The 15,104-nt window shown below is 67.0% G+C and carries 14 protein-coding genes; all 14 read left to right on the forward strand.

What is annotated here, in order from left to right; all coding sequences use genetic code 11:
* The first annotated feature begins 66 nt into the window (after nt 1-66).
* Genes mraZ through ACAty_RS12530 form a run of 14 tightly spaced genes read left to right on the forward strand, consistent with a single transcriptional unit; the run spans nt 67 to nt 15,103 of the window.
* Nucleotides 67-525: a division/cell wall cluster transcriptional repressor MraZ gene (gene mraZ / locus ACAty_RS12465; RefSeq protein ID WP_004869115.1), complete on the forward strand. Its 459-nt coding sequence runs from the start codon at nt 67-69 to the stop codon at nt 523-525.
* Complete coding sequence (gene rsmH / locus ACAty_RS12470) at nt 522-1,496, forward strand: 16S rRNA (cytosine(1402)-N(4))-methyltransferase RsmH (protein WP_004869117.1); 975 nt, start codon at nt 522-524, stop codon at nt 1,494-1,496. Before mraZ ends, rsmH begins: the two co-directional genes overlap by 4 nt.
* Complete coding sequence (gene ftsL, locus ACAty_RS12475) at nt 1,486-1,749, forward strand: cell division protein FtsL (RefSeq protein WP_004869118.1); 264 nt, start codon at nt 1,486-1,488, stop codon at nt 1,747-1,749. The genes rsmH and ftsL overlap by 11 nt, the downstream gene beginning before the upstream one ends.
* The gene (locus ACAty_RS12480; protein WP_038472310.1) at nt 1,746-3,518 is read left to right on the forward strand and encodes a peptidoglycan D,D-transpeptidase FtsI family protein; all 1,773 of its coding nucleotides are present in this window, start codon (nt 1,746-1,748) and stop codon (nt 3,516-3,518) included. Before ftsL ends, ACAty_RS12480 begins: the two co-directional genes overlap by 4 nt.
* A complete protein-coding gene (locus ACAty_RS12485) occupies nt 3,505-4,941 on the forward strand; it encodes a UDP-N-acetylmuramoyl-L-alanyl-D-glutamate--2,6-diaminopimelate ligase (protein WP_004869125.1) in 1,437 nt (478 codons plus the stop codon). The genes ACAty_RS12480 and ACAty_RS12485 overlap by 14 nt, the downstream gene beginning before the upstream one ends.
* Nucleotides 4,938-6,284, forward strand: a complete 1,347-nt coding sequence (locus ACAty_RS12490) for a UDP-N-acetylmuramoyl-tripeptide--D-alanyl-D-alanine ligase (RefSeq protein WP_004869128.1) — start codon at nt 4,938-4,940, stop codon at nt 6,282-6,284. The genes ACAty_RS12485 and ACAty_RS12490 overlap by 4 nt, the downstream gene beginning before the upstream one ends.
* Nucleotides 6,284-7,366 carry a phospho-N-acetylmuramoyl-pentapeptide-transferase gene (mraY, locus tag ACAty_RS12495; RefSeq protein ID WP_004869130.1) on the forward strand — a complete coding sequence of 361 codons (1,083 nt, stop codon included), beginning with the start codon at nt 6,284-6,286 and terminating at the stop codon, nt 7,364-7,366. Before ACAty_RS12490 ends, mraY begins: the two co-directional genes overlap by 1 nt.
* Nucleotide 7,367: 1 nt before the next feature.
* On the forward strand, nt 7,368-8,732 hold the full coding sequence (gene murD / locus ACAty_RS12500; RefSeq protein ID WP_004869133.1) for a UDP-N-acetylmuramoyl-L-alanine--D-glutamate ligase: 1,365 nt from the start codon (nt 7,368-7,370) through the stop codon (nt 8,730-8,732).
* Complete coding sequence (gene ftsW / locus ACAty_RS12505; protein ID WP_004869138.1) at nt 8,729-9,901, forward strand: putative lipid II flippase FtsW; 1,173 nt, start codon at nt 8,729-8,731, stop codon at nt 9,899-9,901. Before murD ends, ftsW begins: the two co-directional genes overlap by 4 nt.
* The gene (murG, locus tag ACAty_RS12510) at nt 9,894-10,997 is read left to right on the forward strand and encodes an undecaprenyldiphospho-muramoylpentapeptide beta-N-acetylglucosaminyltransferase (RefSeq protein ID WP_004869140.1); all 1,104 of its coding nucleotides are present in this window, start codon (nt 9,894-9,896) and stop codon (nt 10,995-10,997) included. The genes ftsW and murG overlap by 8 nt, the downstream gene beginning before the upstream one ends.
* A complete protein-coding gene (gene murC, locus ACAty_RS12515) occupies nt 10,990-12,387 on the forward strand; it encodes a UDP-N-acetylmuramate--L-alanine ligase (protein ID WP_004869141.1) in 1,398 nt (465 codons plus the stop codon). Before murG ends, murC begins: the two co-directional genes overlap by 8 nt.
* Nucleotides 12,384-13,262: a UDP-N-acetylmuramate dehydrogenase gene (gene murB, locus ACAty_RS12520; protein WP_004869144.1), complete on the forward strand. Its 879-nt coding sequence runs from the start codon at nt 12,384-12,386 to the stop codon at nt 13,260-13,262. The genes murC and murB overlap by 4 nt, the downstream gene beginning before the upstream one ends.
* Entirely contained in the window at nt 13,255-14,208 is a 954-nt protein-coding gene (locus tag ACAty_RS12525; protein ID WP_014003533.1) for a D-alanine--D-alanine ligase family protein, read from the forward strand. Before murB ends, ACAty_RS12525 begins: the two co-directional genes overlap by 8 nt.
* A complete protein-coding gene (locus ACAty_RS12530; RefSeq protein WP_014003534.1) occupies nt 14,201-15,103 on the forward strand; it encodes a cell division protein FtsQ/DivIB in 903 nt (300 codons plus the stop codon). The genes ACAty_RS12525 and ACAty_RS12530 overlap by 8 nt, the downstream gene beginning before the upstream one ends.
* Nucleotide 15,104 lies beyond the last annotated feature (1 nt).

Raw genomic sequence — 15,104 nt, forward strand, 5'->3', positions numbered from 1 at the left:
AACCACTAATCTCCGTTTTGTGGGGCAAAGTGGGTCAAAGTGGGATAATCTGGAGAGCTCAAGGCCATGTTTCGCGGAACACACCGGCACAGCCTGGATGGCAAAGGACGCCTGAGCGTCCCGGCCCGCTTCCGCGACTGGCTCGCCAGCCACTGCGACGGCCAGCTGGTGGTCACCATCGACCCCTTCAGCCAGACGCAGGAAGAGCGCTGTCTGGTGGCCTACCCCTTGCCGCACTGGGAAGCGCTGGAACAGCGCGTGGCCAGCCTGCCCGGCAATAACCCCACCGCACGGCGTTTTCAGCGGCTTTTCATTGGCCACTCGGAGGAGCTGCGCCTGGATGCCCAGGCCCGGATCCTCCTTTCCCCCGGTCTACGGCAGTTTGCCAACCTGGAAAAGGACGTCGTGCTGGTGGGGCAAATCGAAAAGTTCGAGATCTGGGATGCCGTGCGCTGGGATGCGAGCCAGGAGAACTGGCTGGCAGCCCGGGAGGATTTCTCCAGTCTGGGCGATTTGGTGCTGTGACCGATGCCCAGGACACAGATACCAGCCACCAGCCCGTCCTCCTTGCCGAGGTGCTGGCGGCCTGCACACCGCTTCTGGGCCAGCCCGGTCCGCGCCTCTGGGTGGATGCCACGGGTGGGCGGGGCGGCCACAGTGCGGCTCTGGCCCACCTCCTTGGGGCGCAGGATCGCCTGCTCGTCCTCGATCGCGACCCCGGGGCCATTGCCTTCTTGCGAACACGCTTTGCCGAGGACGAGCGCGTCAGCGTACGCCAGGCGGAGTTTTCCCGGGTGGCACAGGTGCTGGCAGAGATGGGCACGGGGCAGGCCCAGTTCATTCTGGCCGATCTCGGCGTCTCGTCGCCGCAGCTGGACCGCCCCGAAAGGGGTTTCAGCTTTTTGCGGGATGGCCCGCTGGACATGCGCATGAACCCCGAGCAAGGAATGAGTGCCGCACAATGGCTGGCAACCGCCGAAGCGGCGGAAATTGCGCAGGTCCTGCGCGACTACGGCGAGGAACGGGAGGCCCGGCGTATTGCCCGCGCCATCGTCCGGGAACGGGCGGTGAGACCCCTGACCCGCACCACCCAACTTGCGGAACTCGTTGCCGGCCTTCTGCCGCGCGCCCGCGCCCAGGCCATCCACCCGGCAACCCGTACCTTTCAGGCCATCCGCATGCACATCAACGACGAGTTGGCCGAAATCCGCGCCTTCCTGCCGGCGGCCATGGACAGCCTCGGCCCAGACGGGCGGCTGGCGGTCATCAGCTTCCACTCGCTGGAGGATCGTCTGGTCAAGCGCTTTTTTCGTGCCGATACCCGCCAGCCCGATCCCGATCTGCCCCTGCGCAACTGGGAGATCCCGGAGGCTCCCTGGTTTCCCCTGGGCCGGGCCAGCCGCGCCAGCACCGAAGAAGTCGCCCACAATCCCCGCGCCCGTTCGGCCACGCTTCGGGTCGCGCAGAAGCGAGGAGATCCACATCGTGCGTCGTAGCACCATCGCGCTCGTCCTGTTGATTACCCTGACCCTGCTCGGCATCGTTGCCGCGCGCGAGAGCTCTCGCAGCGTTTTCATCCAGCTGCAGGCGGCCCAGGCGCGGGCCTTCGCCCTGGATAACCGTTGGGGGCAGTTGCAACTGGAACAGGCAACCCTGGCCTCCAACGCCCGCGTCGGCGATATTGCCCGGCAGAAGCTCGGGCTGGTCGCCCCCAAGAACCAGCAGATCGTGATGGTCAAAGCTCCATGAGCCAAAGCCGCCAACGCACCCCGATCCGTCCCCGTTCCTTGCCCGTCTGGCGGGCGAGGGCCGTGTGGACCTTGCTCGGGCTTGGTCTTGGCGGCACCATGCTGGCTTCTTACGACGCGCAGGTCGTGCGCCATCAACAACTGCGCGATGAGGGCGCCCAGCGCTATCTGCGCCAACTGCCCATGGCGGTGCCGGCGCGCGCACCCATAGTGGACCGTCACGGCCAGGTGCTGGCGGTGTCCGTACCGACCACCACGCTCTGGGCCGACCCCCGGTTTTTCCCCGACTCCGGGGCCGATTTCCGTGCCGTGGCGGCAACCTTGCACATCTCCCCGGCGGAGCTGCAGCAACGTCTGCATCGGGGTGGCAGCCGCTTTGCCTACATTGCGCGTCAGCTGCCGCCGGATGCCGCGGCGCCAGTGCTGGCACTGAAGGTGCCGGGACTGCATCACCTGCTGGAATACCGTCGTTACTATCCCGACGCCGATGTGACCGGCCCCCTGCTGGGTTTCACCGATCTGGACGGGCACGGCATTGCCGGCCTCGAGATGAGCTACGATGGTTGGCTGCGCAGTGAGCACGGCAAAGCGACGGGGTTGCAGGACAACCGCGGTCGCACCCTGGCCTGGGCCAGCCTGCCGGCACGCGCCAAAACCGGCCAGACCCTCGTGCTCAGCATCGACCGCAACCTGCAGTACACGGCCTACACGGCGCTGGCGGCGGCCGTACAGACCGCCGATGCCAGCTCCGGCTCGGCGGTGCTCATGGATCTGCGCAGCGGTGAGATCCTGGCGCTGGCAAGCTATCCCTCCTACAACCCCAACAATCGCGCCGATTATGTGGCGAGTCTTTACGATAACCGCGCCCTCAATCACACCTTCGAGCCCGGTTCGGTGATGAAGCCCTTTGCCATTGCGGCGGCCCTGGACTCCGGGAGTATCGCGCCAACGAGCCGCTTCGACGTCGCCACTTCCTGCTACCGGGTCGGGCGCTATTGCATTCGCGACGATGTCCGTCACGGCACCCTCGACCTACGCCAGGTCTTGCAGTATTCCAGCAACATCGGTGCGGCGCAGATCGCCCTGCGCACCCCTCCCGCCGCCCTCTACGGGACCCTGCAACGGGCCGGCTTCGGGCGGATCAGCGATATCGGCTTCCCGGGAGAGGCCGCCGGCAATCTCCCCAGGTGGCAAGGTTGGGATCGGAGTCGGCAGGCTGCCATGGCCTACGGTTATGGCATCTCCGTCACCACCCTGCAGCTGGCAACGGCGTATGCGGCCATTGCCCGGAATGGCCGCTATCTTCGGCCGACGCTCATCCACGGCGCCCACGCGGTGGACGAATCCGGCCCCGAGGTCATGCGTCCCCAGACCGCGGCACTCCTGCGCCAGTGGCTGCAGGCGGTGGTGGCACCGGGCGGTACCGGCTTTCTGGCGGCGGTTCCCGGCTATTCCGTGGCGGGCAAGACGGGCACCTCGGCGCTGGCCAATGGCAAAGGTGGCTTTCACCACAGCCGTGTCAACACGAGCTTCGTTGGCTTTGCCCCGGCAGAGAACCCTCGCCTGGTGATGGCGGTGACCATCCGCGACCCCAAGCGCGGTCTGCGCTATGGCGGGGTCGTGGCGGCGCCGGTATTTCGGGTGACCATGACGGCGGCCTTGCGCGCCCTTGGTGTGGCGCCCGACCGTCCCTTTGCCGCTACGCCCGCGGGCGTCAGTGCCGTACAACAGAAACTCTGGGCCGAGGGGGCAGGCGATGTACGCCACTGAAGGGCTGGATAGCCTGCTACCGGAACTGGAAGGCGCCGGCGCTGTGCGCGTCTGCGGAATCGAGAGCGATAGCCGACGGGTGCGTCCGGGACAGCTTTTCGTCGGTCTCCACAGCCGCCACGGCGATGGCGCGCGTTTCCTGGCCCAGGCCTTGGCCGCCGGTGCCGCCGCGGCCTTGCTCCAGGGGCCGGAATTGCGGCGCGACACCGTGGACGGTCAGCCCGTCTGGGTCCATCCCGAGGCACCACGGCTCCTGGGCGAAGCCCTGCGCCGCTGGTACCACTGGCAAGGGCGGGCGCCCGGCCTGATTGGCGTCACCGGCACCAACGGTAAAAGCAGCGTCACCTGGCTCATCGCTCAGCTCGCTGGCGCCGAGGTCATCGGCACCTTGGGCGCCGGCCCCTTGACGGCGCTGCAGCCATTGGCCAATACCACGCCGGCGGCCGTTGAGCTCTGGTCCCTGCTGGGGGCAGCGCGCCAACGCCGAGCGCAGTGGCTCGCCATGGAGGTGTCCTCCCACGCCCTGGCCTTGGAACGGGTGGCTGGCGTACCTTTCACGGCCGCCGTCTTTACCAACCTGAGTCGCGATCATCTGGATTTCCACGGCAGCATGGCCGCCTACGGCGCCGCCAAGGCCAAACTCTTCACCAATCCGGCGCTGCAGCTGGCGGTGCTCAATGCCGACGATCCCTTCAGCGCCGAATTGCGCACGCACCTGCACCCGGATGTGCGGATCGTGGGCTATGGCTTCGGCGCCGGCGATTACCGGGTGCGCGAATACCATCCGGGAGCACGGGCCACCCTCCTCGTCATCGATACTCCCGCGGGGACCCGACCACTGCGGATCCCGCTCATGGGAATGGCCAACGCCCGCAATTTCCTGGCTGCCCTGGCCGCCGTCGAGGGTCTGGGCATGGACGTGGATCCGCAGGTGCTGGCGGCCCTGCGTCTACCGCCGGGGCGCTATCAACGGCTGTCGCCGCGGACGCCGCAGCAGCCCGATGTCCTCGTCGATTACGCCCACACCCCAGATGCCCTGCGCCAGGTGCTGGAGGATCTGCGGACCGTGGCCAAGGGGCGGATCACGGTGGTTTTCGGCTGCGGCGGCGACCGCGACCGGGGCAAACGGCCGGAGATGGGGGCAGTGGCCGCAGCCCTGGCCGATCGGGTCCTGCTGACGGACGACAATCCGCGCTCCGAGGATCCCGCCGCCATCGTCGCCGAGATCTTGGCGGGGATGCCGGCGGGCCGCGCCGAGGTCTGCCACGATCGCGCCGCCGCCATCGCCAGAGCCATCGGCGAAGCGGAGCACGGTGACTGGGTGCTCATCGCTGGCAAAGGCCACGAGCAGACCCAGGAAAGCGCCGGTGCAAAGCGGCCCTGCGACGACGTCGAACTGGCTACTAGGGCATTGCAGCCATGATCCGCTACACGCTCAGGGAAATTGCCCAGCGCACCGGCGGTAGCCTGCTTCAGGGAACCGACCCGGAAAAGGAAATCCACGGTGTCGGCACCGATACCCGCACGCATCTGTCGGGACGGCTCTTCGTGGCCCTGCGCGGCCCGCGTTTCGACGGCCACGACTTCGTCGAGGCGGCACGCAAGGCCGGCGCGGCCGCCGTTTTGGTACAAAGGCCGAGTCCCGGGCCCGGTGTGCTGGTGGCCGATCCGCTGGCCGCACTGCAAGTCCTCGCCGCCGCCTGGCGACGGGAACTGGGTACATCCCTGGCCGCCGTCACCGGCTCCTGCGGTAAGACCACCGTCAAAGAGATCCTCGCCGCCATGCTGCGCCAGAGCGGCCCGTGCCTCGCCACCCGCGGCAATCTCAACAACCACATCGGGGTTCCGCTGACCCTGGCGGAGCTTGGCCCTGAACATCGCCACGCCGTGGTGGAGATGGGCATGAACCACGCCGGGGAAATCGCCGTGCTGACCCGCATGGCTAGGCCCGACCTTGCCCTGATCAATAACGCCGGGCCTGCCCACATCGAAAATCTCGGCAGCATCGCCGCCATTGCCGCGGCCAAGGGTGAGATCCTGGAAGGGCTATCGGCGCACGGGATCGCGGTGATCAATGGCGACGACGAGTATGCCGATTACTGGGCCGAGCGGGCCCCGGGCGAGGTCTGGCGCTTCAGCCTCGACGACCGTCCCGCGCGGGTACGCGGTCAGTGGCGCCCACAGGGCAAAGGCGGCGTTCTGGACCTGCGCGCCCCCCAGGGCAACGTGAGCCTGCGCATCCCGCTGTCCGGTCGCCACAATGGTGCCAACGTCCTCGCCGCCACCACCGCCGCCCTTGCCCTGAACCTCGGTCTGGACCAGATCGCCCGCGCGGTGGAGGCGCTCACGCCCGCCCCCGGCCGCTTGCAGTGGCGCGAGGGCAAAGGCGGCAGCCGCATTCTGGACGACACCTACAATGCTAATCCCGCCTCGGTAGAGGCGGCACTGCGGGTCCTGGCCGAACAGCCGGGCCGGCGCTATCTGGTCCTGGGGGATATGGCAGAGCTGGGTGCCGATGCCGAACTCCATCACCAGCAGATGGGCGGCCACGCCCGCGCTCTCGGCATCGATGGCGTCTTTACCCTGGGCAGCCTGAGCCGGACCACCAGCCGCGCCTTCGGACCCGCCGGCACCCACTTCGTGGAACGCGAGGCCCTCGTCGACGCGGTGCTAAGCATGCTCGCTCCGGACGCCGTCGTGCTCGTCAAGGGCTCTCGCGCTGCCCATATGGAACGGGTAGTAGCCGCGCTCACGGAGGCATCCTGATGCTCTACTACCTTTTCATGCAATTGGGCAGCCTGTACCACGGCTTTTACGTCTTCCAGTACCTCACCCTGCGCGGCGTGATGGCTATTCTCACGGCCTTGGTCCTGTCCCTGGCGCTGGGTCCCTGGGTGATCGCGCGCCTGCGTCGCTATCGCATCGGCCAGATGGTGCGCAGCGATGGACCGGAAACCCACCTCGTCAAACAGGGTACGCCCACCATGGGCGGTGCGCTGATCCTGTTGGTGGTGCTCCTCACCACCCTGCTCTGGTCGGACCTCGGCAATCCCCTGGTCTGGGTGGCCATCGTCACGACTTCCGCCTTCGGGGCCATCGGCTTCATCGACGACTGGCGCAAGTTGCGGCGGCGTAACAGCAAGGGGCTTTCGGCGCGGGCCAAGTACGGACTGCAGTCCCTGGTCGCCCTGGCTGCCGCCGGTACCCTGTATGCCCTGGCCAGCAAGCCGGTGGAGACGAGCCTCATCATTCCTTTCGTGCCCCATGTCCTGATCCCTCTGGGGCTGGGCTTCATCGTTTTCAGCTACTTTGTCATCGTCGGCACGTCCAACGCCGTCAACCTCACCGATGGCCTGGATGGCCTCGCCATCGTCCCCACGGTGATGGTGGCGGGCGCCCTGGGCATCTTCGCCTACGTCTCGGGCAATGCCGTCTTTGCCAAATATCTGGGGGTACCCTGGGTACCGGGTGCCGGGCAGATGCTGATCTTTTGCGGCGCCCTGGTGGGGGCAGGACTGGGTTTTCTCTGGTTCAACACCTATCCCGCCGAGGTATTCATGGGCGACACCGGCGCGCTGGCCCTGGGTGCGGCTCTGGCCATCGTCGCCATCGTCGCCCGCCAGGAACTGGTGCTCTTCATCATGGGCGGTGTCTTCGTGGTGGAAACCCTTTCGGTGATGATCCAGGTGACCTCCTTCCGCCTGACGGGAAAACGCGTCTTTCGCATGGCGCCGCTGCACCACCACTACGAGAAGAAGGGCTGGCCGGAACCGCGCGTGGCGGTGCGATTCTGGATCATCACCGTCATCCTCGTCCTCATTGGCCTTTCGAGTTTGAAGATCCGCTGACATGCACGCCTTTGCACACGATCTCGACCTGCGCATCCTCGGCCTTGGCCAGACGGGTCTGTCCTGTCTGCGTTGGGCCGTGGCGGCGGGCCTGCGACCGAAGGCCTTCGACACCCGCGCCGGGCTTGCCTCGGCCCGCCCCTGGGCCGCGGAATTCCCAGGCTGTACGCTGCATTTTGGCGATCTGCGCGCCGACGCCCTCCTTGGCGCCGACCTGGTCCTGGTGAGTCCCGGCCTGGCACCCACCCTGCCTGCCCTGCGCGCAGCACGTGAGGCCGGGATTGCCTTGTGGAGCGACGTCGAGCTTTTCGGACGCCTGGCCCGGGCGCCCATCGCTGCCATCACCGGCAGCAACGGCAAAAGCACGGTCACGACCCTGCTCGGCGAGATGGCCAAGGCCGCAGGACGCCGGGTGGCGGTGGGGGGTAACCTGGGCACGCCAGCCCTGGATCTTCTGCCTGAGGCGGGCGCACCCGAGCCCGAGCTTTACGTGCTGGAGCTGTCCAGTTTCCAGCTCCACTACTGCCACGCGCTCCGTCCCCGGGTGGCGGCGATCCTCAATCTCAGCCCCGATCACCTGGATTGGCACGGCGATATGGAGGCTTACCTTGCCGCCAAGGCACGCATATTCCGGACCATGGGCGAGGGCGATACGCTGGTGCTCAATGGCGAGGATCCGGCCCTGCAAAGCCTGCCTGCCAAGGCACCAGCGGGTGTGGAGATCCGCCGTTTCGGGCACACGCCCCAGCTGGACGCTTGGGCGGACGATCTCGCCCTGCATTGGCCGTCCGCCGCACCCATGCCCTTGGCGGATATCCATCTGCCAGGCAAGCACAACGGGGAAAACGTCCTGGCGGCCGCACTCATGGCCAATGCCCTGAATCTACCGGAGACGGCCATACGTCAGGCGGCTGCCGACTTCCGCGGCCTGCCGCACCGTCTGCAGTGGGTGGCCCGGGTGGGCGGCGTGGACTATTACGACGACTCCAAGGGCACCAATCTGGGGGCCAGTCTGCGCGCCATACAAGCGCTGCCCGGACCTTTGGTCCTGATTCTGGGCGGTGATGCCAAGGGTGCGGACCTCAGTCCCCTGCGCGAAGCCCTGCGGGGACAGCGAGGTGCCGTGCTCCTGGGCAAGGATGCCGCTATCCTGGAGGCCATTCTCGCCGGTTCCCTGCCAACCCTGCGCATCGGCGAGGGCGGCATGAGCAGAGCGGTGCGTGCCGCCGCCGCCATGGCCCAGCCAGGCGATCAGGTGCTGCTGTCGCCGGCCTGTGCGAGCCTCGACATGTTCCGCGACTATCGCGACCGCGGACGTCAGTTTGCCGCTGCCGTGCAGACACTGGCAGAGGAGGTGGCGCCATGAAAAAGCCAAGCTGGTGGCTGGTGGAAGACGGACCCGCCGATCTCACATTGTGGTGGATCATCGTCGTTCTGCTCTGCTTCGGCCTGGTCATGGTGTACTCCGCCAGCGCACCCGTTGCAGAGCACGAAACCGGCAACGCTTTCTACTTTGCCGAACGGCAGGCCCTCTACGCCGTCCTGGCGGCCGCCGTTCTCTACTTTTTCAGTCGCATCGATCTGGATTTCTGGGAGCGCATGACCTTTCCCCTCATGGGGCTATCCCTGCTCACCCTGGCCATGGTCTTCCTGCCGGTGATCGGGGTGTCCGTCAACGGCTCCCACCGCTGGCTGAACCTCATCGTGGTCCGCCTGCAACCATCGGAGCTTCTGAAGTTCGCGCTGCTGCTCTTCATTTCCCGCTATGTGGTGCGCAAGGGCGAACTCCTCGGGCGGCTCAAGGAGGGCCTGTGGCCCATCTTCCTGGTGCTCGGCCTGCTCGGTGTCCTGCTGCTGCTGCAACCGGATTTTGGCTCCTATGCCATGGTCGTCCTCATCACTGGGGTGCTGCTCTTTCTCGGTGGGCTGCCCCTGCGCTATGTACTCCTGGCCGGTCTGGTGGCCGGCGGCGCCCTGGGTTTCCTGGCCATCTCCGCACCCTACCGGCTGGCGCGTATCACCGCCTTCCAAAATCCTTGGGCCGATCCTTACGGAGCTGGCTTCCAGCTGGTGCAGTCCCTCATTGCCTTTGGCCGCGGCGGGATCTTCGGGGTGGGTCTGGGTGACGGTATCATGAAGTATTTCTACCTGCCCGAGTCTTACACCGATTTCATTCTGGCGGTGATCGGCGAGGAACTGGGCCTCGTGGGCGTCTGGGCCCTGGCCATCCTTTACGCCATTGCCAGCTGGCGTATCTACCGCATCGGTCGGCGCGCGGCGGCGGCGGGCGACGCCTTCTATGCGCTTTTCTGTTATGGCGCCCTGACCTGGTTCGGGGGCGAGGCGGTGCTGTCCATGGGCGTGAATCTCGGCGCTCTGCCCACCAAAGGCTTTGCCCTGCCCCTCATCAGCTACGGCGGTAGCGCGCTGGTCTTTCTGTGCGCCACCCTGGGCGTGGTCTTGGCCGTGAGTCGTCGCTACCCGCCAAGCAAAGCCGCGAAGTCCACGCAATCGGCGGAGGTGGCCCATGGCTGAACAAGCAAGGGCCGTACACGACCACCGCGGCCGGGTGCTCATCGCCGCTGGCGGGACCGGTGGTCACATCTTCCCCGCCCTGGCGGTGGCGGACTGCCTGCGCCAGGACGGTCTGTACGTGGATTTTGCCGGCACCCCCAATGGCATGGAAAAGGAACTCGTGCCGGCGCGCAGCTATCCCCTGCATTGCCTGAACATGCGCGGTCTGCGGGGCAAGGGACTGGTGGGCTGGTTGCTCCTGCCCTGGCGTCTGGGCAGGGCCACGGTGGAGGCGCGGCGGATCCTGCGCGCCTGCCGCAGCCAGGTGGTCCTGGGCATGGGGGGTTACGTCTCGGCACCCGTGGGGCTGGCGGCCTGGTCCCTGGGTCGCCCCCTGTGCCTGCACGAGCAGAATGCCATCCCGGGTCTCAGTAACCGTCTGCTGGCACCTCTGGCGCGACGGGTCTTCCTGGGCTTTCCCCATCCCTCCTGGTCGCGGGCAGAGTGGGTGGGTAATCCGGTACGCGCGGAGATCGCCGCACTGCCAGCACCAAAGGAGCGGCTGGCGACGCACACCGGACCACGGCGTCTGCTGATTCTGGGAGGCAGCCGTGGTGCCAAGGTCCTCAACGAGATCGCCGTCGCCGCCCTGGCCGGCTTGGAGACCGATGAACGTCCGGAGATCTGGCATCAGACCGGTGCCGAACATCTCGAAAGCACGCGCAGAGCCTATGCCGAGGCCGGTGTGGTCGCGCGGGTGGAGGCCTTCATCGACGACATGGCGGCAGCCCTGGGCTGGGCCGATCTGGCCATCTGCCGGGCGGGGGCAGCCACGGTGGCGGAACTGGCGGCGGCGGGGCTCGGTGCCCTGCTGATCCCCTACCCCTATGCCGTGGACGATCACCAGGCCGCCAACGCCCAGTTCCTGGAGCGGGCTGGGGCGGGGCGTATGCTCCGCCAGGAGGGTCTGGACGGCGCCAGTCTCCGGGCCATCCTCACCCCATTGCTGGCCGATGCCGATCTCCTGCGCCGCTGGGCGGAGGCGGCCCGCGGCCAGGCGCGCACCGATGCCGCACAGCGGGTGGCCGCAGCCTGTGAGGAGCTTTGCCATGCGTAACTGGGTGCGGCAGATTCACATGGTGGGTATCGGCGGCAGCGGCATGCGCGGTATTGCCGAGGTCCTCCTCAATCTGGGTTATGCTGTGTCGGGCTCCGACCTGCGTGCCAGCGCCGCAACTCTGCGCCTGGAGGATCTCGGGGCGCGCATCTTCAGCGGGCATGAGGCCGCCAATGTGCGCGGCGCCGATGTGGTGGTCATTTCCTCCGCGGTTCCCGAAAGCAACCCCGAGGTGCAGGCGGCGCGGGAACAACGGATTCCGGTCATTCGTCGGGCCGAGATGCTGGCGGAGCTCATGCGCTTTCGCCAGGGCATTGCCGTGGCGGGCACCCACGGCAAGACGACCACCACGAGTCTCGTCGCCAGTATCCTGGCCGCAGCCGACCTCGACCCGACCTTCGTCATCGGCGGGCTGTTGAAGAGCGCCGGTACCAACGCCCGTCTTGGCGACGGCGAATATCTGGTGGCGGAGGCGGACGAGTCCGACGCCTCGTTCCTGTACCTTGCGCCGGTCATGGCCGTGGTCACCAATATCGACGCCGATCACATGGACACCTATGGCGGCAGCCTCGAGGAGTTGCGCCGCGCCTTTCTTCAGTTTCTGCAGCGCCTGCCCTTCTATGGTCTTGCGGTCCTATGCACCGACGATCCCCTGGTGCGCGGCCTCATCCCCGAACTGCGCTCACCGGTGCTGGGTTACGGCTTCTCTGCCTCTGCCGACCTGCAGGCCCGCCACTGGCACCAGGTGGGTGGGCGCTCCCGTTTCGAGGTGTGGCGCCGGGTGGATGGCGAGGCGGTCCACTGGCTGGACGCGGAACTGGCCATTCCTGGCCGTCACAACGTGCTCAACGCCCTCGCCGCCATTGGCATCGCCAGCAAGGTCGGGGTCCGCGCCGAAACCATCCAGGCGGCCCTGGCGGATTTTCGCGGGGTCGGACGCCGCTTCGAGATCCTCGGCGATTTCGCCGGGATCACCATTGTCGACGACTATGGCCATCATCCCCGGGAATTGGAGGCAACCCTGGCGGCGGCGCGGGACATGTGGCCAGATCGCCCCATCGTGCTCGCCTTCCAGCCGCACCGCTTCAGTCGCACCCGCGATCTCTTCGCCGACTTCGTCGAGGTCCTGGGGAAGGCCGATCGCAGTGTCCTCCTGGATATCTATGGCGCCGGCGAAGCAGCCATTGCTGGGGTGGACAGCGCCCGTCTCGCCGCCGCCGTGGCGGCGACGGGCAGGCCGGCAGACTACCTGCCGGCGGCCCTCGACCATCCCGAGCTCGTCCTGCCACTGCTTCCTCGTGGGGCGGTCCTCATCTGCGCTGGTGCCGGTAGCATCGCCCGTTGGGCTGGGCTCTGGCCTGCCGTCTTTGCCCGTGGAGGTGAAGCGTGAGCGGTGGGCGTCTGCGCTTGGGCGAGCCCTTGGACCGGCACACCAGCTGGCGGGTGGGTGGACCGGCCGACCGCTTCTACCTGCCCCACGATCTGGCCGATCTTCAGTATTTCCTACGCCACTTTGCCGTGCCGCCCATCCATTGGCTGGGTTTGGGCAGCAATCTGCTGGTGCGCGACGGCGGCCTGCGCGGTACCGTGGTCTGTCTTGCCCATGGTCTGCAGGGCATGGCGCTCACGGAGCCCGATCTCATCGTCGCCGAGACCGGGGTGGGTGCGGTCAAGCTGGCCCACTTCGCCGCCCGCGCCGGTTTGGCCGGTGCGGAATTCCTCGCCGGCATCCCGGGAACCCTGGGCGGTTGCCTGGCCATGAATGCCGGCGCTCACGGTGGCGAAACCTGGTCCCTGGTGGAGTGGGTGGAGCTTCTGAGTCCAGGTGGCGAGTTGCGTCGTCTACCCGCCTCGGCCTTTCGCATCGGCTATCGCGAGGTGCAGGGTCAGGGGTCGGACTGCTTTGTGCGCGCCGCCCTGCGGCTCACCGCCGATGCAGCCGATGCCGTGCAGAGGCGCCTGCGCGCCGGTCAGGAGCGCCGGGCCGCGACCCAGCCGCTGCAGTGGCCAAGCTGCGGCTCGGTCTTCCGCAATCCGCCCGGCGATTACGCGGCGCGACTCATCGAAGCGGCGGGACTCAAGGGACGGCGTATCGGCGATGCCGAAGTCAGCCCTCAGCACGCCAACTTCATCGTCAATCGCGGCGCAGCTCGGGCAGCACAGATCGAGGCCCTGGTGCAGCTGGTTCAGAACGAGGTACGGCGACGCTTTGAAGTTTTGCTGATACCGGAAATGCGGGTTGTCGGGGAGGATGACGATGTCTGAATGGCCACGGATCGCCCTGCTCTGCGGTGGCCCCTCGGGGGAGCGGGAGGTGTCCCTGGCCAGCGCCGCGGCGGTACGTCGCGCCCTGGAGGCGGCCGGCGTGCGCGTGGTCGCCATCGATATCGAGCCGCAGCGGATTCAGGAGCAGCTCGCGCAAAGTGGCGCAGAATTCGTCTTCAATGTCTGCCACGGGCAGTTTGGTGAGGATGGGGTATTACAGGCCTGTCTCGAGGCCAGCGGCCTGCCCTACACCGGTAGTGGAGTGCTGGCCAGTGCGCTCGCCATGGACAAGTGGCGGAGCAAGCGCCTGTGGCAGGCTGCTGGCCTACCCACGACCCGTGGCCAATGGCTGCAGCGCGAGCATGTCACAGGCGGTTCGCCCTGCGGCCAATCGTCCGCGGACGAGTTGCACATCGCCCGCTGGCCGGTCTTTGTCAAACCCAACCGTGCGGGCTCCAGTCTTGGCATCAGTCGGGTGGAGAACGCCGCGGGTCTGGCCGAGGCCATGGCAAAAGCCTTTGCCGTGGATTCGGAGATCCTCGTGGAGGAGGCCGTGGATGGCCTGGAAGCGACGGTGGGTATCGTCGCCGGTCGCACCCTGCCCCCCATCGTCATCCGTCCCCACCGGGCCTTCTACGATTACGAGGCAAAATATCTGGCCGACGATACCGAGTATCTTCTGCCCTCGGGTCTGCCCACCGCCACGGAACGGCGACTGCAGGAGCTTGCCTTGCAGGCTTTTCGAGAACTTGGTGGACGCGATTGGGGAAGGGTGGATTTTCTGGTGGACGCCGAAGGGGGCATCCATTTGCTGGAGTTGAATGCCGTACCGGGCATGACCGATCACAGTCTCGTACCCATGGCTGCCCGAGCCCTGGGCTGGACCATGACCAAGCTGTGTCTGGAGATCGTGAGCACCGCTCAAAGGAGACAAGATCATGGTTAGCGTGATGCGCGACATGCGCCATTGGCGCGCCGAGAACGGCGCCGTCGTGACGGAACCGGCAGCGCTGCCGCGTCGGCGTGCGCCCGGGGCCAAGGCGCCGGTGGCGTCAGCGGCGGAAGCGACGGTGCACCGCCGACCCATTCCCTGGCGTCTCTATGCTCGGGGACTGGCGCTGGGGCTTGGCCTTGGGGTCATGGTCTGGGGCGGATGGCTCGGCTGGCAGAGCCTGCGCAGCCCATCTTTCATGCCCATCGAAACCATCCACATCGAGGGGCTGTCGTCCCAAGTCCCCTTGCCCGAGGTCAACGCCGTGCTGCGGCCTTACCTACAGCAGGGTTTTCTGTGGATGGATCCGCGCGCGCTGCGGAATGCCCTGATGCAGCTGCCCTGGGTAGCCAATGCCGATGTCCGGCGGGTGTGGCCGGATCGCCTGGACGTGCAACTGACCCGTTATCGGGCGGCTGCGCGCTGGCTGGGTGGCAGTGGTCAACTGCTCTCGGACCGTGGTGCGGTCTTCACGGTTCCGGAAAAGGAGATTCCGGCCGACCTGCCAAGCCTGTTCGGGCCGGTCGACTCTGGGACGGAACTGCTCGCCACCCTGAAGGAATTCGACGGCATCGTAAGCCCCCTGGGGATACGCGTGACGGCATTGGAGCAGGTACCCAGCGGCGGCTGGCGCTGCATCCTCAGCGATGGCGTGCGCCTCGTGCTGGGCGCGAAGGATCCCCAGGGGACCCTCCGCCGCTGGGTGGCGGTGGTGCCCCAGCTCAAATCCTATCTGGTCGCCGGGGCGACCATGGATCTACGTTACGACAATGGTTTTGCGGTCGCTCTGCCGGGGGCGGCCAGGTCTGGTTCGGCACAAGGGGATGGAACATCCCAAGGAGAGAAATGAC

The organism is Acidithiobacillus caldus ATCC 51756 (assembly GCF_000175575.2).
GTDB lineage: Bacteria > Pseudomonadota > Gammaproteobacteria > Acidithiobacillales > Acidithiobacillaceae > Acidithiobacillus_A > Acidithiobacillus_A caldus.

Coding starts and splice junctions, on each gene's coding strand:
- mraZ (WP_004869115.1), top strand. CDS start 67: ATGTTTCGCGGAACACACCGGCACAGCCTGGATGGCAAAGGACGCCTG.
- ACAty_RS12480 (WP_038472310.1), top strand. CDS start 1,746: ATGAGCCAAAGCCGCCAACGCACCCCGATCCGTCCCCGTTCCTTGCCC.
- ACAty_RS12485 (WP_004869125.1), top strand. CDS start 3,505: ATGTACGCCACTGAAGGGCTGGATAGCCTGCTACCGGAACTGGAAGGC.
- ACAty_RS12490 (WP_004869128.1), top strand. CDS start 4,938: ATGATCCGCTACACGCTCAGGGAAATTGCCCAGCGCACCGGCGGTAGC.
- mraY (WP_004869130.1), top strand. CDS start 6,284: ATGCTCTACTACCTTTTCATGCAATTGGGCAGCCTGTACCACGGCTTT.
- murD (WP_004869133.1), top strand. CDS start 7,368: ATGCACGCCTTTGCACACGATCTCGACCTGCGCATCCTCGGCCTTGGC.
- ftsW (WP_004869138.1), top strand. CDS start 8,729: ATGAAAAAGCCAAGCTGGTGGCTGGTGGAAGACGGACCCGCCGATCTC.
- murG (WP_004869140.1), top strand. CDS start 9,894: ATGGCTGAACAAGCAAGGGCCGTACACGACCACCGCGGCCGGGTGCTC.
- murC (WP_004869141.1), top strand. CDS start 10,990: ATGCGTAACTGGGTGCGGCAGATTCACATGGTGGGTATCGGCGGCAGC.
- ACAty_RS12525 (WP_014003533.1), top strand. CDS start 13,255: ATGTCTGAATGGCCACGGATCGCCCTGCTCTGCGGTGGCCCCTCGGGG.
- ACAty_RS12530 (WP_014003534.1), top strand. CDS start 14,201: ATGGTTAGCGTGATGCGCGACATGCGCCATTGGCGCGCCGAGAACGGC.